Annotated in this window: 12 protein-coding genes and 1 pseudogene; 8 read left to right on the top strand and 5 right to left on the bottom strand. The window is 66.6% G+C overall.

What is annotated here, in order from left to right:
- Positions 1–12: 12 nt before the first annotated feature.
- From ACYVGQ_RS04140 to ACYVGQ_RS04130, 3 genes are read right to left on the bottom strand one after another with little or no spacing between them, the layout of a single operon-like run.
- A complete protein-coding gene (locus ACYVGQ_RS04140; RefSeq protein WP_460783266.1) occupies positions 13–564 on the bottom strand; it encodes a hypothetical protein in 552 nt (183 codons plus the stop codon).
- Positions 548–1351: a DUF2637 domain-containing protein gene (locus tag ACYVGQ_RS04135; RefSeq protein ID WP_460783264.1), complete on the bottom strand. Its 804-nt coding sequence runs from the start codon at positions 1349–1351 to the stop codon at positions 548–550. Before ACYVGQ_RS04135 ends, ACYVGQ_RS04140 begins: the two co-directional genes overlap by 17 nt.
- Positions 1351–2463, bottom strand: a complete 1113-nt coding sequence (locus ACYVGQ_RS04130) for an ArdC-like ssDNA-binding domain-containing protein (RefSeq protein WP_460783263.1) — start codon at positions 2461–2463, stop codon at positions 1351–1353. Before ACYVGQ_RS04130 ends, ACYVGQ_RS04135 begins: the two co-directional genes overlap by 1 nt.
- A gap of 133 nt (positions 2464–2596) precedes the next feature.
- On the opposite strand from ACYVGQ_RS04130, the gene ACYVGQ_RS04125 reads away from it, so the two are divergent.
- The 3 genes from ACYVGQ_RS04125 to dprA all read left to right on the top strand — a co-directional run bounded on the left by ACYVGQ_RS04125 (position 2597) and on the right by dprA (position 5900).
- Complete coding sequence (locus ACYVGQ_RS04125) at positions 2597–2779, top strand: hypothetical protein (RefSeq protein ID WP_460783262.1); 183 nt, start codon at positions 2597–2599, stop codon at positions 2777–2779.
- 399 nt (positions 2780–3178) lie between these two features.
- Positions 3179–4909: a ParB/RepB/Spo0J family partition protein gene (locus ACYVGQ_RS04120; RefSeq protein ID WP_460783261.1), complete on the top strand. Its 1731-nt coding sequence runs from the start codon at positions 3179–3181 to the stop codon at positions 4907–4909.
- A gap of 94 nt (positions 4910–5003) precedes the next feature.
- Positions 5004–5900 (top strand): DNA-processing protein DprA, encoded by an 897-nt coding sequence (dprA, locus tag ACYVGQ_RS04115; RefSeq protein ID WP_460783259.1) that lies wholly within the window; start codon positions 5004–5006, stop codon positions 5898–5900.
- A gap of 420 nt (positions 5901–6320) precedes the next feature.
- Here dprA and ACYVGQ_RS04110 read toward each other — a convergent pair.
- Positions 6321–6869: pseudogene (locus tag ACYVGQ_RS04110) on the bottom strand (Shedu anti-phage system protein SduA domain-containing protein); the annotation flags it as partial.
- A 21-nt stretch (positions 6870–6890) separates the two neighbouring features.
- Positions 6891–7253, bottom strand: a complete 363-nt coding sequence (locus tag ACYVGQ_RS04105) for a hypothetical protein (RefSeq protein WP_460783258.1) — start codon at positions 7251–7253, stop codon at positions 6891–6893.
- Between the two features lie 223 nt (positions 7254–7476).
- Here ACYVGQ_RS04105 and ACYVGQ_RS04100 point away from each other — a divergent pair, with 223 nt between their 5' ends.
- The 5 genes from ACYVGQ_RS04100 to ACYVGQ_RS04080 all read left to right on the top strand — a co-directional run bounded on the left by ACYVGQ_RS04100 (position 7477) and on the right by ACYVGQ_RS04080 (position 16231).
- Positions 7477–8337 carry a hypothetical protein gene (locus ACYVGQ_RS04100; RefSeq protein ID WP_460783257.1) on the top strand — a complete coding sequence of 287 codons (861 nt, stop codon included), beginning with the start codon at positions 7477–7479 and terminating at the stop codon, positions 8335–8337.
- Positions 8338–8858: 521 nt separating this feature from the next.
- Positions 8859–9314, top strand: a complete 456-nt coding sequence (locus ACYVGQ_RS04095) for a hypothetical protein (protein WP_460783256.1) — start codon at positions 8859–8861, stop codon at positions 9312–9314.
- A 93-nt stretch (positions 9315–9407) separates the two neighbouring features.
- Positions 9408–12920 carry a MobF family relaxase gene (gene mobF / locus ACYVGQ_RS04090; protein WP_460783918.1) on the top strand — a complete coding sequence of 1171 codons (3513 nt, stop codon included), beginning with the start codon at positions 9408–9410 and terminating at the stop codon, positions 12918–12920.
- A 144-nt stretch (positions 12921–13064) separates the two neighbouring features.
- Positions 13065–14042 (top strand): AAA family ATPase, encoded by a 978-nt coding sequence (locus tag ACYVGQ_RS04085; protein ID WP_460783255.1) that lies wholly within the window; start codon positions 13065–13067, stop codon positions 14040–14042.
- A gap of 41 nt (positions 14043–14083) precedes the next feature.
- Complete coding sequence (locus ACYVGQ_RS04080) at positions 14084–16231, top strand: S8 family peptidase (protein WP_460783254.1); 2148 nt, start codon at positions 14084–14086, stop codon at positions 16229–16231.
- Positions 16232–16382 lie beyond the last annotated feature (151 nt).

The following is a 16382-nucleotide window of genomic DNA, read 5'->3' as shown; positions in this document are numbered from 1 at the left end:
CGTCTCCACCGGTTACAGACCGGCCGCAGTCCGAGCCGCCGAACGGTTGGCGCCCACCTGCAGCGGGCGGGGCTGCCCGAGCCGCCGTGCCCGTTCCTGCGCCGTCCGCCCAGCACGGACGACAGCCCGTCCCATCCCATTCCGGATTCCCCGGTGGACCCGCATCTGAACATCCATGCTCGTGCCGGCGACTCGAGCCGTGCCATGTCGGATCAGCTCAGATGCCGGGACCCACCGCGCCCCGGCACGATCACGGACTTGCCGACGCAGCCGGGCACGGCGCTCCTCGGCCGCCATCGAAGGGTCCCTGTGCCGCGCCAGCGCCGACACCTCATCAGTGCGTGCATGTTCCTGTGCCCGTGCCGTGTCCCGGCGGATCACAGGCTCCACGCCTGCCCCGTGCAGCTCCAGGCGACCTTCCGGCGCGGAGACGGCCTCGTAGCGGTCAAACTCATCATTCGCCAGCCCGTCCGGCTCGAACCCGGTGGGCTCGGGCTCGTAGTGGTCGAAGTCCTCGTGGTCGTAGGCGGCAGGGCCGTTGTGCGCCTCATTGGTGGTGGACATCGTGTTCTCCTTCGTTGTCGCCGGCCCGGGCGGTGCTCTGGCCCTTACCCGGTGCGGGAGCATTGTTCAGGGCTGTCCCGGTTCGTGGGGTGAGCCAGCGGCCCACTGTGGAGGGATGCACCGCCAGCTGTGCGGCGATCTGTCGGTTCGACATCCCCTCCCCACGGAGTTGCCGCGCCGCCGCCTCCCGTTCTCCACCGGCACCCTGCCGCAACGCGACCGGCGTCGCGGGGTCGATCTGCCGGCGCGTCGGCCGTGCCGGCACGCCGGGTTGCGCTCGCAAGGCTTCCAGCTTCTGGACTGCCTGCGCCTCATCGGGTGCGGAGGTCGCCGACGTCGAGGTCGCCGCGTGGTCCTCGGTTCCTACAGTGCCCTGGTAGCGGGTGAGCACGACCGTGAGATGCGTGATCGCCAGCAGCACCACCGGAGGGACGGACGCCACCAGAGCCGCGAGCAGCGGTGGGACGGTCGTGTCAGCGGCGACCAAAGCGTGTGTGACGTTCGCGGAGACCGATACCGCCGCACCGCCGGCGAGCAGCAGCCACGGATACCGCGTAGCCCGTGCGCCGTGGCGGGAGAGGGCGACGACGGAGATGGTGGCGACGACGATGACGCCGTCGACGATCAGCGGCCACACCCAGCTCAATTGCGCTGCGGTGCCTGCGCGGTGGGCAAGATCGGCGAGGGCGGTGAACGACAGCCAGAACGCCCCAAGTCCGATCAACACCGTCCCGGTTACGGCCGACAGCACCACCCACCGGCCGACCTCTGTTTCGGTGTCGCCCATCAGCGGGCGACGGCGACGGGCTCGGCCGACGGCGCGGCATAGGTCGGTTCGGCAGTCCCGAGGTGCCCGACGCGTTCCCTTGATTGCGGGGTATCCCGGGTCGCGCCCTCCCGGCCGGTCTCGCGGGTCAGCCCGGGCGGGTAGCCGTCACCGACACCGGTGTCGGGCAGTCGGTCGACGATGTCCAGTGCGATCTTGCGGACGCGTTCGCCAGTGTCACGGACGACCTCGACAGGGGTCTTGTGCGGCACCGCGTTCGCCCAGGACGCGACGTACGGGATCGTGTAGCCGGTCGTGTCCAGGCCGTGCGCGGCGCCGATCATCATGGCGACCGATTCGGCTTCAACCTCGCGAACACCCCGATGATGGTCCCGGGTGTCCTGCGCAGGGTCGTGCATGCGTACGTGCCCGAGTTCGTGGGCGAGGGTCTTGACCTGTGCGGCTTCGTCCATGTCGCCGCGGACGGTGACGATGCGTGTGTCGTAGTAGGTGACGCCGTTCGCGCCGCCGATCGCGGCAGCGCACTCGGCGCGGGTCAGAGCGAACCCGGCGTCGTCGACCTGCGCGGCCAGTCCGTCCCACAGCCCTTCGGGTGCTTGTCCCTCCAGCAGGCGCGGCATCGGGCGTTCGGGAAGGTCCGCGCCGGAGGTTTGGGAGGCATCCCACACGTAGGCGGGCTTGACGTTCACGATCTTCGACCGCACCACCTCCCCGGTGGCGGGCTTCTCGCGTGGGGCGAGCCTGCGCCAGGACATCGGATCTTGCGGGTTGGGTGAAGCGAACCGTCCCAGCACGGGAGCATAGATCATGTACCCGGACTGGCCCTTGTCGACCGAGCGGCCCAGCTCCTTCCACTGGTTGAACCCGGCCACATAGGTCGGCATCGGCTCCGGCACCCGTCCGGCCTCGTAGGCGTCGAGATGCTGCACGTAGATCAGCAGCGTGTTGCGGAACGACCGTGACCGGAACCGGGCGGCGAACTCCATCGCGCGAGTCCAGTCCTCGCCGGTGGTCAGCGCCTCGACGGCCGCCTCCAGCTTCTCGCCCATCAGCTCGAGCTTCGCCTCGCGTGCCTCGGCCGCCTCCGCCGCCGTTCGCCTGACCCTCGCCATGACGCACCGCCTCCCGCCTGCGGCACCGGCGGATCGGTGCCGTTCATGCAGACAGGTGCGCGACGGCGACCCCAGCAGCGTCGTCCCTTTGCGGTGACGGGACGCGCGCTACCTGCGGTGCGAGGATCAGAACATGGGAGGCTCCGCGGTGATCGCGTTGATGGTCCTGCTGCCGTTGGCGGGGCTGGTCGTCGTGATGGGCGTCCTCCTCATCCTCGGCCGCTGGGTACGTTCCCTGCGACGTCGGGGCAAGCTCCACTACTCCTCGCGGACGACACCGGGCTCAGACTTCTCCAGCAGCAGCTCCGGCATGTAGTCCTGGCGCCACGCCCACGCAGCGGGCCAGCTCCCTCGCTCGCGCCGGGGTGCCGCTGTCCGGCGCGCGACTGTGCTTCCGCGAGACGGCCGCTTGACCTTCGAACTCGACGCTGAGGGGAACCGCTTCGCGGTACTGCATTCGTCGGTGGCAATCCTGCGGATTGCCTTTCGGCTGTTGATTATGCGGGGCCATTCCTTTCTCCACAAGGCACGCGAAAACTTTCCCCGGAGCCGCATTTCCTGACCCGGCGTGGGCGGGAAACTTTTCGACTCTTCGGCCTTGTGGATTCATTCCTGGCCCCTTTTCTCGGCATTTGCCGAAAGGCAATGGCAGGGAGGAACGACTGACACGCACCCGGTGTGTCTGCCTCCCGGCGATCCGAGCAAGGGAACCGAAATGACCATCATCGACAACTCCACTGACGCCGACGTGCAGGCCGTCGAGGCGGTGCAGGACACCGCCCGCGTGGTTGCGGAAGTGCGCCACATCGACCCGCACGCGCTCGTGGTCGAGGACAACATCCGCTCGCAGGTGAACATCGACCGCAAGTTCGTCGCGTCGATCCGCACACACGGCGTGATCGTGCCGATCCTCGCCCACCCCGACATGGACGGGAACGTCGTCGTCCGCGACGGCCAGCGCCGCACCCTCGCCGCCCGCGAGGCGGGCACGGCGACCGTCCCCGTCTACGTCGTGGACGCGGCGGACGAGAAGCGCATCCGCATCATCCAGCAGTACATCACCAACGAGCACCGCGACCAGTTGACTGACGCCGACCGGGCTGAGGCGTGGCGGCAGTTGGCTCTGGACGGCATGAGCGTCACCGCGATTGCCAAGCAGACCGGAGCCAAGCGCGACCAGATCAAGACCGGGCTGGCCGTCGCCGGACACGACATCGCCAAGAAGGCCGTCACTCAGCACGAGTTGACGCTCGATCAGGCGCTCGTGCTCATCGAGTTCGAGGACGACCCCGACGCGCTGGCCGCGCTCAGCGACACCGCCAAGCGCAACCCGGACGGGTTCGACCACCACGCCCAGCGGCTCCTGGACGCCAAGGCCACGCAGGAGGAAATCGCCGCCCTGACCGCCGACTACGAGGCCCAGGGATTCACCGTCGTCGGGTGGCCGTCGTGGGACGAGACCGACACCCTGTTCCTGCGCGACCTGACCGACGCCGAGGGAGAGCGGCTGACCGAAGAGAACTACGCGGGCAAGCCCGGACACGCCGTGGCGATCGGTGAGCGTTGGGGAAGCGTCTCGGTCGGGCACGTCGTGGTCGATTGGAAGACCCACGGCCTGCGCAAGATCAGCAGCACCGGCACGCCCAGCGGCGGGAAGATGACCGAGGAACAGAAGGCCGAGCGCCGCCGCGTCGTGGCGAACAACAAGGCGTGGGACAGCGCGGAGAAGGTGCGCCGCGCGTGGCTGACCAAGTTCCTCGGCCGCAAGCGCCTCCCCGGTGACGCCGCCGCGTTCGCCGCGATCACCCTCACCACCGCCACGTTCGAGGTCGGACGGGCGGTGCAGGACCACCACACCCTCGCCTGCGAACTGCTCTCGACCGAGTACCGCTACGGGGCCGTGCATCCTCTGGCCGCGCAGGTCGTCGCGACGCCGACGAAGGCCGCACACGTCACCCTCGCTGTCGCGCTGGCCGCGCTGGAGGGAGCCACGTCCCGCGCGACGTGGCGCGACCCCGGCGCGGGCGCGCGCCGCTACTTCCAGCAGTTGGCCGCGTGGGGCTACACCCTCTCCGACGTCGAGCAGATCGTCACCGGCACCACCAACGACGTGGACGACGTGGACGACGTGGACGACGAGGCCACCGAGGGCGCGCCGACCGACGACGCGACCGAGGACGGCGTGACTGAGGACGAGGACGCGACCGAGGACGAGGACGCCACCGAGACCGACGTGGCGGATGCCGAGGCCGACGTGGCTGAGGACACCGCCAGCGAGGACACGGGGGACACCACGACCGCCGAGGCGAGCGAAGCCGACAGCGAGCCGGTCGAGGCACCCGACGACGGCGAGGCATCCGTGGAGCACACCGACGACGACACGACCGACGACACGACCGGCGGCGCGGACGACGACGCCTCTGAGTTCGACGCGGAAGCCGCGTAGCCGTCTCCCTCATCCCGGTGGCCGGACGCCCCTTGCTGAGCGTCCGGCCACCGGCCCACTCACGCCCGTCTCAGACATCTCAGGAGTACCGATCATGAAGAACAACCCTGTCCTTGACCTCATCGCCACCGACGACCCACGCGAGGTCGAGCGCAACGCGCGAATCGCCCTCAGTTACGCGCTCGTGCCCGGAGACGCCAGCATCAGCCCGCTTCTGCGCACCAGCAGTGCCGCCGCCGTGCTCGACCACCTCACACAGACGGGCGGTCTTGCCGTCACCGTGGAGACACTCCGCCAGACGCTCGCCCTCGCTCATGCCCCCGGCCACCGCGTGCTCATCCCCGGCGACGCGGACTGGCCGGTCGAGTTCGACGCTCTCGGCGACACCGCACCGATCACCCTGTGGGCCAGAGGGGACGCGACACTCCTGTCCCGGAACCTCACCGAGCGGGTCACGGTCACCGGCGCGCGGGCCGCGACACAGTACGGCGTCCACACGGCATCCGAGATCGTCCACGACCTCACACGGTCAGGCCGGGTGATCGTCACCGGCGCCGCGTACGGCATCGACGCCGCCGCTACCAAGGCCGCGCTCGCGGCAGAGGGAGCGACCATCGCCGTCCTCGCCTCCGGCATCGACCGGGCGTATCCGGTCGGCAACGCCGACATGCTCCAACAGGTCGCATCGGCGGGACTCATCGTGTCCGAAACGCCGCCGAGCGTTGCGCCGACGCGCACGAGGTTCCTGCAACGCGCACGCCTGCTCGCCGCGCTCAGCGCAACGGTCGTCATCGTGGAGGCTTCGGCCCGCTCATCGGCGTTGTGCATCGCGCACCACGGCATCGCGTTGCAACGCGCCGTCGCGGCCGTTCCCGGCCCCGTCACAAGCATCAGCAGCGCGGGCTGCCACCGTCTCATCCAAGACGGCGAGACGCGGCTAGTCACCAGCGCCCGCGACGTGCTTGCGCTGACTGAACCCGACACCGAATAGCGCCACCGCCGCCACAGGGGGAAGTGAGGCCCGGTCGCCATCACAGGTGGCCGGGCCTTCTCTCATGCCCAAGACTCGAGCGGAGTAGCCCGAAGGCCGGTTCGGTGTCCGCCGACAGAGGGCGAACACCGAACGAGCCCGATCAGCCGCACCATCCCGAGCCGGACCGGCCCCTCGGAGCCAGCAGCTCCCGCGAACAGCGCCACCTTGCTGCCGAGTGCCATGCCGGACCAGCCCGCCCCGATTGACTCGTCACCAGCGCCTCCCGCGTTCTCTCGCCGGACCGGTCACCGCGCCACGCCTCAGACCCTCGTCTGACCCCGCCCTGAGCTTTGACACACGTCTTGCACTTGCCTGACGAAAGGCTCCGGGGTCGGCCGACAATGACGCACCTGGGCGGACTGTTTCGTCGCGCCGGTGCTACTCCCCGCCCATCCCGCGGGCATAGACCGTGCCCGGGTTCTCGGTCTTCTCGTGCTCATGAGTCTTCCAGAACGCCCAGCGGTCGGCGATATACGCTCTTCGCTCTGCCGACATAAGCACCGATCGTGCCAGGGCTTCCGTGGGGTCATCCAGCCGGACCGCGGCCGCGCTAACGTTTGGACCGGTCTCGAACACAGGCGAGAAGGCGTGGAGCCGCGGTCCGGAGGAGGTCATCGTCAAGGTGATGGCACGACCGTGGTCGTATCTAGGGCGGAGCGCGTCGAACGTCAAGATTGTCTCGTCTTCGGCGCGGAGCCCGTTGCGCTTGCGTCGGAGCTCGTCGGGGTCCCGGTGCCCACCTCCGCGGGTGAACTCCGACTCGCGGCCGTAGACGAGGACATACTGCGGTTTCAGCGGTCGGTCGGTGAAGCGGTCACCGGCGATGAGGAATTTCTCTCGAAAGATGGCGGAGTTGCCGTCAAGGTCGAACCATGCCCGCCAGTCGTTGAGTTGATCGTGGGCGGCGGTGAACTCCTGCGTTGGGCGGCCAGCCTTCGTGAACCACGGCTACGATGGTTTCTCGATCTCGATGAGGATCGGCGTGATGAGGCTCGAGGATCGCGTCACCCACAGGAAGTCTGGCTCGAACGACCTGCCGGCGCCGGTCAGCTTTGGCCTGCGGAACACTGCGCCGAAATCAGACCCGTGATGGCCGCCCGGGCCGATGTCGCCGCTGCCGCCTGGCACCATCGCCGGATGCAGCTCCAGGAACTCTTGCACCGCATCCTCTTCCGGGTTTTCGCTCAGCAACTTGTACCAGTCCGAGAGCGCCTTGTCTGCGTACTCGGCCCACCCCAGGGCGCGCGGCCGATCCGGGTTCTGGTCCGGAGGCGGCGACTTCCGAAAAGATCGCGTGACGGGCTGAGTCATGCTGTTCAGAGTAGTTAGCACCCTGGGTGTGTCGGCGCGCCACGCTCTCGTCGCGGTAACGTTGCGGTGACGAGCCCGCGGCTCAGAGTGGGTTGCGTTGCGCCTCGGCGTTGCCGGGCGGTATTGCATCCCGCTCCAAGGCATCGCGGTTGATGGCACCGAGGAACACGAGACCTTCATCGCGGCCCAGACGGTCTCGCGTGAACGATGAAGGGGCGATTCCGTGTACAACCTGCTCATGGGCTACACCGTCGGCGAGGCCGGCGCCGACCGAATGCTGGAGCACACCAGTGATGTGGTGCGCCAGTACATCGCGCCCTCGACCGACGGCGGCAGCACGCGCGGCCCAATCCGGACCGAGCGCTTACTCAACCTGCCGACACTCGTCATGCCGGAGACCGGGGACGGCGAGGCCCCGCAGATCGCCCGGGTCGGCAGAATCAGCGACATCGTCCCCAGCGGGCGGAACTATCGATACACCTTCACCCCGAACCCGGCGATCGGCCCGATCCCGACCGCACGAATCGAGGCGGCGCGCGAAGAGCTCGACATCTCGGCTTGGGAGTTCCACCGGACCCACTGGGCCGTGAAGGACGTCGACCTCTACCGTGTCCTCGATGAGCAAATGTCCATAGCCCGGCCCCGGCCGGAGGTGTTGAAGTTCCCGACGCATCAGCTCGTCGAGCCTGACCTGGTTGCTGTCATGATGCCCTTCGGCGCCTCCTTCCAGCCCGTCTACGACGCACTCAAGGCAGGCGTCGAGGCCGCCGGAATGCGATGCCTCCGGGCGGACGACATCTGGGAGCGAGACCACATCATGGACGACGTGCTCAGCTTGATCTGGCGGGCGCGGGTCGTCGTGGCCGACCTCAGCGGAAAGAACCCGAACGTCTTCTACGAGACCGGCATCGCTCACACCCTCGGCCGCGACGTGATCCTCGTGACGCAAGCCCTCGACGACGTACCATTCGACCTTCGCCCGATTCGCACGCTCCAGTACCTCAACAACGGGGAGGGCCGGCACGCCCTTGCCGAAGGCGTTGGACGGCGGCTGCACACGCTCACCACCAGCCCCGTCCCCTGAGCGCGGACATTGCCCGGACGCGTTCTTGGCACTCGCCGGCAAGCCCGATGCCACGCCTCGACGAGCTCATCGGTGTGACCCCACAGGAACCGCCGCATGAGGCGTGCTCGCCACCGGTGACTGGTGCGCCAGTCTCGGCCGCTATCCGCGAACAGCTTGCCGGGCATGACGACCGGTTTGACCGAGCACCTCCGACACGCGATCGTCGGTCTCGCGGACCTCGGAAAATGCGTCTCAGAGTGTGGCGTCTGTGAAAGTGCAACGGACTAGCAGCTCGTCCACGGCTCCGGGAGTGCGTCAGCAGCGCGGAGAAGATCACGTGCTCGCTATCCCCACCCTTGAGGAGCTGTGCGACGGAGGAAGGCCAGTCTGGCCAGGGCCTTGTGGCGGAGGTACAATAAGAAGCGTCCCGGCGGGCAGTTTCTTCAGTTCTAGGACGCTCCGTTCGGAGCGGTGGGGCCAAGCCACCCAGTGATCAGGTAGCGAGCACGCGTGTTCGCTCTCACATCGGGAGGTCCCCAATGTTCCTCGTCCGCCTCGCCATGCGACCCGCTGCAGCCGTCTTTAACTGGTGCCAGCGCTGGTTGCCGAGCAACATCCTCGTCCGCCGCGTTTTGACCCGGCGTGGATTGCGGTGGGGTATTCCCCTCGCGCTGCTCGGTCTGGTGTATTTCATCGCCGGAGTCGGCTGCGTTGGCGCCGTCCAGCTCGGTGGGCCGGGCTGGTGGTACATCGGCGTCGCGGTGTGCTGGTGGACTGCGCTGAAACTGGTCGGTCACGGTCTCTACGCCACCGTCATGCTCCCGATCGTCCGCGCGCAGGAGAGCCGGGCCGTGCGCCGCGCTATCCAGGCGGAGGCGCGTGTGGCCGCGTTGGACGAAGGGGCGCCACGCCAGGTCTGGACCCGCGCACGCCGTCGCCAACTCGTCGGTGAAGTCCGCGCCGAGGTGCTGGCCGAAGACCGCGCGTTCGTGTGACCGTGGTGACGTCGGTATTAGCTCGGATGCCGATCTAGCGGTTCCACTCTTCCTGCGATCGTCGCCGCGCACCTGTCCTGTGTGACGGTGTCGATGCGGGTACTCAGCGCGGGCGATGGATACCGCTACTTGCTCAAGTCCGTCGCCGCTGGGGACGGTGATCGGGACATGGCATCGCCCTTGACTCGGTACTACGCGGAGAAGGGTACGCCTCCCGGTCGCTGGCTCGGTTCGGGGCTGACGGCGATGGGCGGTGGTGCTCTCGGCAGCGGGGACGAGGTGACCGAGGACCAGCTGCGCCGCCTGCTAGGGCAGGGGTGTGATCCGATCACGGGTGCGCCGTTGGGCCGCGCGTACTCGCACTTCAAGACCGTCGCGGAGCGCACCGAGATCCGGATCGCTCAACTGGACCCGCGACTCATTGATGAGGAACGTACTGCCGCGGTTGCGCGCATCCGGGCTGAGGAAGCGAAGCGTGGCCGACCGCGCACGGTCGCAGGGTTCGACTTCACGTTCTCCGTGCCGAAGTCCGTCTCGACGGTATGGGCGGTCGCCGATGGCGGCACGCAGGCGTTGATCGCGCAGGCGCACCACGCGGCGATCGCGGAAGTGATCGACCTGATCGAACGCGACGTCGCCGCTACCCGGACCGGGGCAGGCGGTGTCGCACAGGTCGATGTGCGCGGTGTTGTCGCCACCGCGTTCGATCACTACGACTCCCGCGCGGCCGACCCTCAGCTGCACACGCATGTCGTGATCGCGAACCGAGTGCAGGCAGCCGACGGGAAATGGCGAACCTTGGACGGCCGGCCGATGCACGCCGCGGTGGTGGCGCTCTCGGAGCACTACAACGCGGTCCTCGCTGATCACCTGACCCGCATGTTCGGCGTCGGGTGGGAGGCACGCGAGCGCGGCAAGGACCGTAACCCGGCGTGGGAGATCACCGGCGTCTCGGACGCGCTGATCACCGAGTTCTCCTCACGCACGCGGGACATCGAGGCTGAGAAGGAACGCCTCATCGACGCCTACGTCACCGAGCACGGCCGGCAACCCTCGACACAGACGATCATCCGCCTCCGCCAGCAGGCGACGCTCGCCACCAGGCCCGACAAGCAGGTCAAGTCTCTGGCCGAGCTGACCGAGGACTGGCGTGCCAGAGCGACTGCCGTGCTGGGCGAGGACGCACCGACCTGGGCGCAGCATCTCACCGCCGACAACCCGCGACCGCTGGTGTTCCGGGCGGACGACTTTCCGTTGGAGCATCTGCGGGAAGTCGCAGACGTCGTGGTCGTCCGAGTCGGTGAGAAGCGGTCGACCTGGCGGCGGTGGAATCTCTACGCCGAGGCAGCCCGCCAGACGATGGGGCTGCGATTCGCATCCACCACGGATCGCGAAGCGGTCATCGGGCTCATCGTCGACGCCGCCGAGAACGCCTCCCTGCGGCTGTCGCCGCTGGAGTTGACGAGCGCCCCGGCGATGTTCCAGCGCCCGGACGGGTCCAGCGTGTTCCGGCCCAAGCACCACGCCGTGTTCTCCTCGACGATGCTGCTGGACGCCGAGGACCGGCTTCTCGAGCTGTCCCATACCGACACCGCGCCCTCACTGGCGCTGGCAACGGTCACGCGCATCACCCGCCGGCCCGACCCGGAGGGCCGCAGCCTGTCGGAGGATCAAGCCCGCGTCGTGCAGCAGATCGCCACGTCCGCCCGCACCCTGGACTTGATGGTCGGCCCGGCCGGGACCGGGAAGACGACCACGCTGGGGGCGTTGCGTCGCGCGTGGGAACGCGAGCACGGGGCCGGATCGGTGATCGGTCTGGCGCCCTCGGCAGCGGCAGCCGATGTCCTCGCCGGTGACCTCGGGATCTCGACGGAGAACACCGCCAAGTGGCTCTACGAGCACCGCAAGGGCCGCTGGAACCTCGAACCCGGCCAACTGCTCCTGGTCGATGAAGCGTCCCTGGCGGGCACCCTCGCGCTGGACAGGCTCGCGACTCATGCCAGTGAGGTGGGTGCCAAGATCGTCCTGGTCGGAGACTGGGGCCAGCTCGCCGCCGTCGATGCGGGCGGCGCGTTCGGGATGCTGGTCCGTGACCGTGGAGATGCCCCCGAACTCATCGACGTGCGCCGCTTCAACAATGACTGGGAGAGGAGCGCATCCCTCGCGCTACGACTCGGGCACACCAGCGTCATCGACACCTACGACGATCAGGGCAGGATCGTCGGCGGCGACTACGAGAACATCCTCGATGCCGCCTACCGGGCGTGGCAGGCCGATCGTGCAGACGGGAAGACCAGCGTCCTCATCGCCGAAACCCTGGACACTGTGACCAGCCTGAACAGTCGCGCGCGCACCGACCGGGTCCTGGCCGGTGCAGTCTCCCTCCACGGAGTGGCGCTGCGAGATGGGAACCTCGCCGGCACGGGCGACCTCGTCATCACCCGCGACAACGACCGCCGCCTGAGCACCGGGCGATCGTGGGTGAAGAACGGCGACCGGTGGCAAGTCGTCCGCCACCACGACGACGGGTCGCTCACGGTACGCAGGCAAGGACGACGCCTCGGCGGAACCGTCACACTCCCAGCCGGGTACGTTGCCGAGCACGTCGATCTCGGATACGCGATCACCGCCCACCGCGCTCAGGGCTCCACGGTCGACACCGCGCACGCGATCGTGCACTCCTCCTCGATGACACGAGAGACCTTCTACGTCTCCATGACCCGCGGCCGCCAATCGAACATCGCCTACGTCGCCACAGACGAAGCGCACTTGGAACGCCACCAGCAGACCGAGACCGAGGTCACCGCCAGAACGGTCCTCTACGGAGTTCTCCAGCACGAGGGGGCCGAGAAGTCAGCCCACGAGACCATCAGCGCGGAGCAGGACGCCTGGACCTCAATCAAGCATCTTGCCGATCAGTACGAGACCATCGCCCAAGAAGCCCAAGCCGAGCGCGTCACCGATCTGCTGATCCGCGCAGGTTTGGACCGCGCCTGGCTTGACGATGTGATCGCCTCGGAGAGCTTCGGGTCGCTCATCGCCGAACTGCGCCGGGCCGAGGCAAACGGCCACAATGCCGAGCAGCTCATCTCACGCGTAGTCGCCGCAGGTGGCACGGATCAGGCGTCAGACCTCGCCGCCACTCTCCGCAATCGCGTCAGCCGTCTTGCCGAGATGCGCTCCGGTGGCACCAGGCGACGTGCCCGCAGTCGCCTCATCGCGGGACTCGTACCCGAAGCCGGCGGCTTCATGCCCGCTGACATGGCCCAAGCTCTGAGGGAACTGAAAGAGCTGATCGAACGTCGGGTTTCTGCGCTCGCCGACGCGGCGATCACAGAGCAGGCGCCCTGGACCCGAAGCCTCGGCCCCCAGCCCCGTACTCTCAGGGAGCGCGCGGCGTGGCGCTCCTGTGTCGCCACTGTCGCCGCCTATCGAGACCGCTACGACATCGCCGGACCGCAAGTGCTCGGGAGCTCACCGAGCACCCAGTTGCAGCGCCTTGACCGTGAACGAGCAGCGGCAGCGATCCTGCGTGCCCAGAAGATGTCTCGTGAAGCGTCGCCAGTGGAGTCACCGGGAACCAGCCGAGAGGGGATCGAAAGGTGAAGTCCCTCGCAACTCGACGGATCGGAGTCACGGGGTCTCGTGCTGGAAGGAGCGTCAGAGTCCTCGACTGATCGTGTCGCGTTGATAGCGCAGACCTCGGGTCTGAGAGGATAGAGAACACCCACTGCAACGATCGGAGGACGCATGGCCCGCGCCGACCTGCTCCTAGCGCTCGTCCAGTCCGGTGCAGGCGGCGATGACCTGGCGTTCCGCCGCGCGGCCGAGGCACTGATTGCTGAGGAGGAGAACAAGAAGCACGGCGTTCTTGCTTCACAGCTCGCTGACGCTCTGACTAGGCGACGCGCCAGTACGAGCGCCAATGTCACCTCGTTGAGTCGCAACGAAGCGTCGAATGGTCTCTTCTATGAGCAAGAGCCAGAGCGGCGCGTCACCGACCTGGTGCTCCCGACCGAGGTTCGTCAAGCGGTCAGTCAGCTTGTAGAAGAACACCACCGACGGGATCTCCTTCGTAGTCATGGAGTCGAGCCACGTCACCGCTTACTGTTCGTTGGACCCCCGGGAGGCGGGAAGACGTCGCTCGCAGAGGCGATTGCAACAGAACTGGCCGTACCGCTGCTCAGCGTCCGTTACGAGGGATTGATCGGCAGTTTCCTCGGAGAGACCGCGTCACGCATGGAAACACTCTTCGCCGCGGTGCGCGTGCGGCCGTGCGTGCTCTTTTTTGACGAGTTCGACGTGGTAGCGAAAGAGCGCGGCGACACGCACGAAACAGGCGAGATCAAACGTGTCGTCAGTTCGCTCCTGCTCCAAGTCGACAAGCTTCCGAGCCATGTGATTGTCATTGCAGCAACCAATCATGCGGAACTCCTCGATCGGGCCGTATGGCGGCGAATGCAACTGAGACTCACGTTGCCGAACCCGACCAGAGCCGGAAAGGTCGAGTGGCTACAAGCATGGTCCGCACGTACAGGAGTCGAGTTTGGTCTGTCCGCTCGCACGATCGCGGATCGTCTCAGTGCTGTCAGCTATGCAGAGCTGGAAGAGTTTGCCCTCGACGTCCAACGTCGGTCGATTCTTTCCGGTCCTGAACCCGACTCAGTGGCAGTGACTCAGCAGTTGCTCAAGCAGTGGTCAGTGCGAGCCGACATCAGTGAACAATGACGCCAACGGCAGACGGGGTCTCAACGTCGAGACCAGTCATCTTGGGCACCATCGCACCACCGAGTGCGATCCGGCCTCGCTCTGGGGGCGGTTCGCGGGCCACCTTCGCCAATCCTGAGGAACGTGCAGCGCGACTCCAGACGCGTTTCGACGAAGCAGTTTCAGCGTTCGGAGATCAGGTTCAGTTGGCGGAGTCCATCCAAGCCGCTGACCCGCAGTTGGTGCTGGTATTCGAGGCCCTTGATGAACAGATCGACCTCACGTCGGTTGCTCAGAAACTTGGACTTGAGATATTGGTCGAGTCCGAGGGTGCAATCGAACCGACCGACGAGTTTCAGCTAATAAGTGATCAGCCGCGGAACCCCTTCATCGGGTCTTGTTTGCACGCTGTGTGCCTAAACCAGAGCGCGCTCTCGAATCTGCTGACGCTGTGGAGAACCTGGAAGCGTGACCAGACAGTGCCTTACGGGTACTCGCCGCTGAGGGACTTGTTCGCTCATCTCAAAGACGTACGACCTTGGGGTCCTCAGGACCGCCTGAAGATGCTCGACTGGGAGGAGCACTTCGCCGGACGCATCACCGATCAGCCGCATCCAATCGAGATCGAGCTGTGGTACCGGGCCTCGGCGCAGAGACGTCTGGCCAGTCAACGCGACGTGACCACCTTGGTCGAACAGGCCGGGGGGCAGGTCCATACCTCGGCGGTGATCGAGCAGATCGGATACCACGGTATCAAGTGCACCGTACCGACCTCTGTCCTGTTGGAACTTGCGCGCGGCAACTTCGAAGCCGTGAACCTGGTTCGCTCCGCGAACATCATGTACCTGCGGGTGACTGGTCAAGCACTTCCGATCAGCGGCCCAGCAACTGATTCCGCAGCCGTCGCGGACAGCCCGTTGCCAGCCGGGGATCCGGTCGTGTGCCTGCTTGACGGTGCACCCGCTGCAAATCACCCTCTGCTCCGGGATCGTGTCATCGTTCATGATCCAGACGACCTCCTCGGCAACGCATCAACGGTCGACGAGCTGAAGCATGGCACCTGGATGACGTCGGCAACCGTCTGGGGCGACCGTGGAGCAAACGAGCCCTCACTGTCGCGGCCCGTGCTTGTCCGCCCCGTACTTACGCCGTCTAGCGAAACGATCGACCGCAGCGAGGAACTACCTGGGACAGAGCTCGTCCCCGATCTGATGTGGCGCGTCTTCCGAGAACTCTTCGATGGTGAGGGAACCGAAGGTCCAGCCGGGTCGCAAGTGGCCGTGGTCAACCTCTCGATCGGCGATCCGGCGTCTCCGTTCGATTCGGTCCTCTCGTCGTGGGCTCGCATCATTGACTGGCTCAGCTACGAGTATGGCGTCCTCATCGTCGTATCAGTCGGGAACCACCCCAACCTCCGCCTGACCCCACGCAACTCCCATGAGATCACCAATCTCACCGGCGGCGAGCGTCGCCAAGCCATTCTGGAGGCTCAAGATCGCGACCAGAACAACCGGCGACCGATAGCTCCAGCTGAATCCGTCAACGCACTCAGCGTCGGCGCCATCCACGACGACGCCTCCGGAACCGATCCGCGCGGGTACGCGCTGGACCCAGCGGACGGTCTTATCAGCCTCAGTCCGATCTCCGCGACAGGAAGCGGATATCGAAGGAGCATCAAACCCGATCTCGTCGCCAACGGTGGCCGAGTGATCTTCCGTGACACACCGCAGCCCCAAGACACCCTCGCATTCTCTGGCCTCTCCGCTCTCGGGCCGGGCATCCGCGTAGCGACTCCGACGCAGAACAAGGAAGCCTTTATCGCAGGAACCAGTCCTGCCGCAGCGCTGGTCACACGTCAGGCGGCCCGCATTCACGATCTCGTCGACGAAATCACCGTCGGGCGCACCCTCACTCGACGGCAGCGAGCATCCGCAATCAAGGCCCTACTGGTTCATGGCACTGCGTTTCCGCCCGACCTCGACGTACAGCCATTTTCTCGCGAGTCAACATTGGGTAACGGGGTTGTTCAACGTGACTACGCCGACGGGTGTGCAACCAACGAGGCGGTTGTGCTGTTTGTCGGGTCGATCGGTGCCGCGCAAGAGCAGGAACTTCTTTTCCCGCTTCCGGATGGGCTAAGCCTGCTTGAAACGAAGCGCATTGACGCCACCCTCGCGTGGCTGACTCCCGTCAATTGGCGTCACCGCTAATACCGACGTGCATCACTCTCCTTCGTCAAGCCCGCTGGAGCGATACCTAAACTCGGTACACCGAGCGGACTCTCTGCGGACACCACTACGCGCGGTGCTGCGACCGTTCAGCATCAATCGTGGGAGCTTCGCAGTGCGTTCGCTTCTGGTC

The organism is Microbacterium tumbae (assembly GCF_054780175.1).
Note: the sequence above shows the minus strand (reverse complement) of the source record. Positions and strands in the feature narration are given on the sequence as shown.

Bases quoted from the DNA above. Each gene is read 5' to 3' on its own strand.
- ACYVGQ_RS04120 (WP_460783261.1), top strand. From the start codon at position 3,179: ATGACCATCATCGACAACTCCACTGACGCCGACGTGCAGGCCGTCGAG.
- ACYVGQ_RS04085 (WP_460783255.1), top strand. From the start codon at position 13,065: ATGGCCCGCGCCGACCTGCTCCTAGCGCTCGTCCAGTCCGGTGCAGGC.
- ACYVGQ_RS04130 (WP_460783263.1), bottom strand. From the start codon at position 2,463: ATGGCGAGGGTCAGGCGAACGGCGGCGGAGGCGGCCGAGGCACGCGAG.
- ACYVGQ_RS04140 (WP_460783266.1), bottom strand. From the start codon at position 564: ATGTCCACCACCAATGAGGCGCACAACGGCCCTGCCGCCTACGACCAC.
- mobF (WP_460783918.1), top strand. From the start codon at position 9,408: ATGCGGGTACTCAGCGCGGGCGATGGATACCGCTACTTGCTCAAGTCC.
- ACYVGQ_RS04125 (WP_460783262.1), top strand. From the start codon at position 2,597: ATGGGAGGCTCCGCGGTGATCGCGTTGATGGTCCTGCTGCCGTTGGCG.
- dprA (WP_460783259.1), top strand. From the start codon at position 5,004: ATGAAGAACAACCCTGTCCTTGACCTCATCGCCACCGACGACCCACGC.
- ACYVGQ_RS04095 (WP_460783256.1), top strand. From the start codon at position 8,859: ATGTTCCTCGTCCGCCTCGCCATGCGACCCGCTGCAGCCGTCTTTAAC.
- ACYVGQ_RS04135 (WP_460783264.1), bottom strand. From the start codon at position 1,351: ATGGGCGACACCGAAACAGAGGTCGGCCGGTGGGTGGTGCTGTCGGCC.
- ACYVGQ_RS04105 (WP_460783258.1), bottom strand. From the start codon at position 7,253: ATGACTCAGCCCGTCACGCGATCTTTTCGGAAGTCGCCGCCTCCGGAC.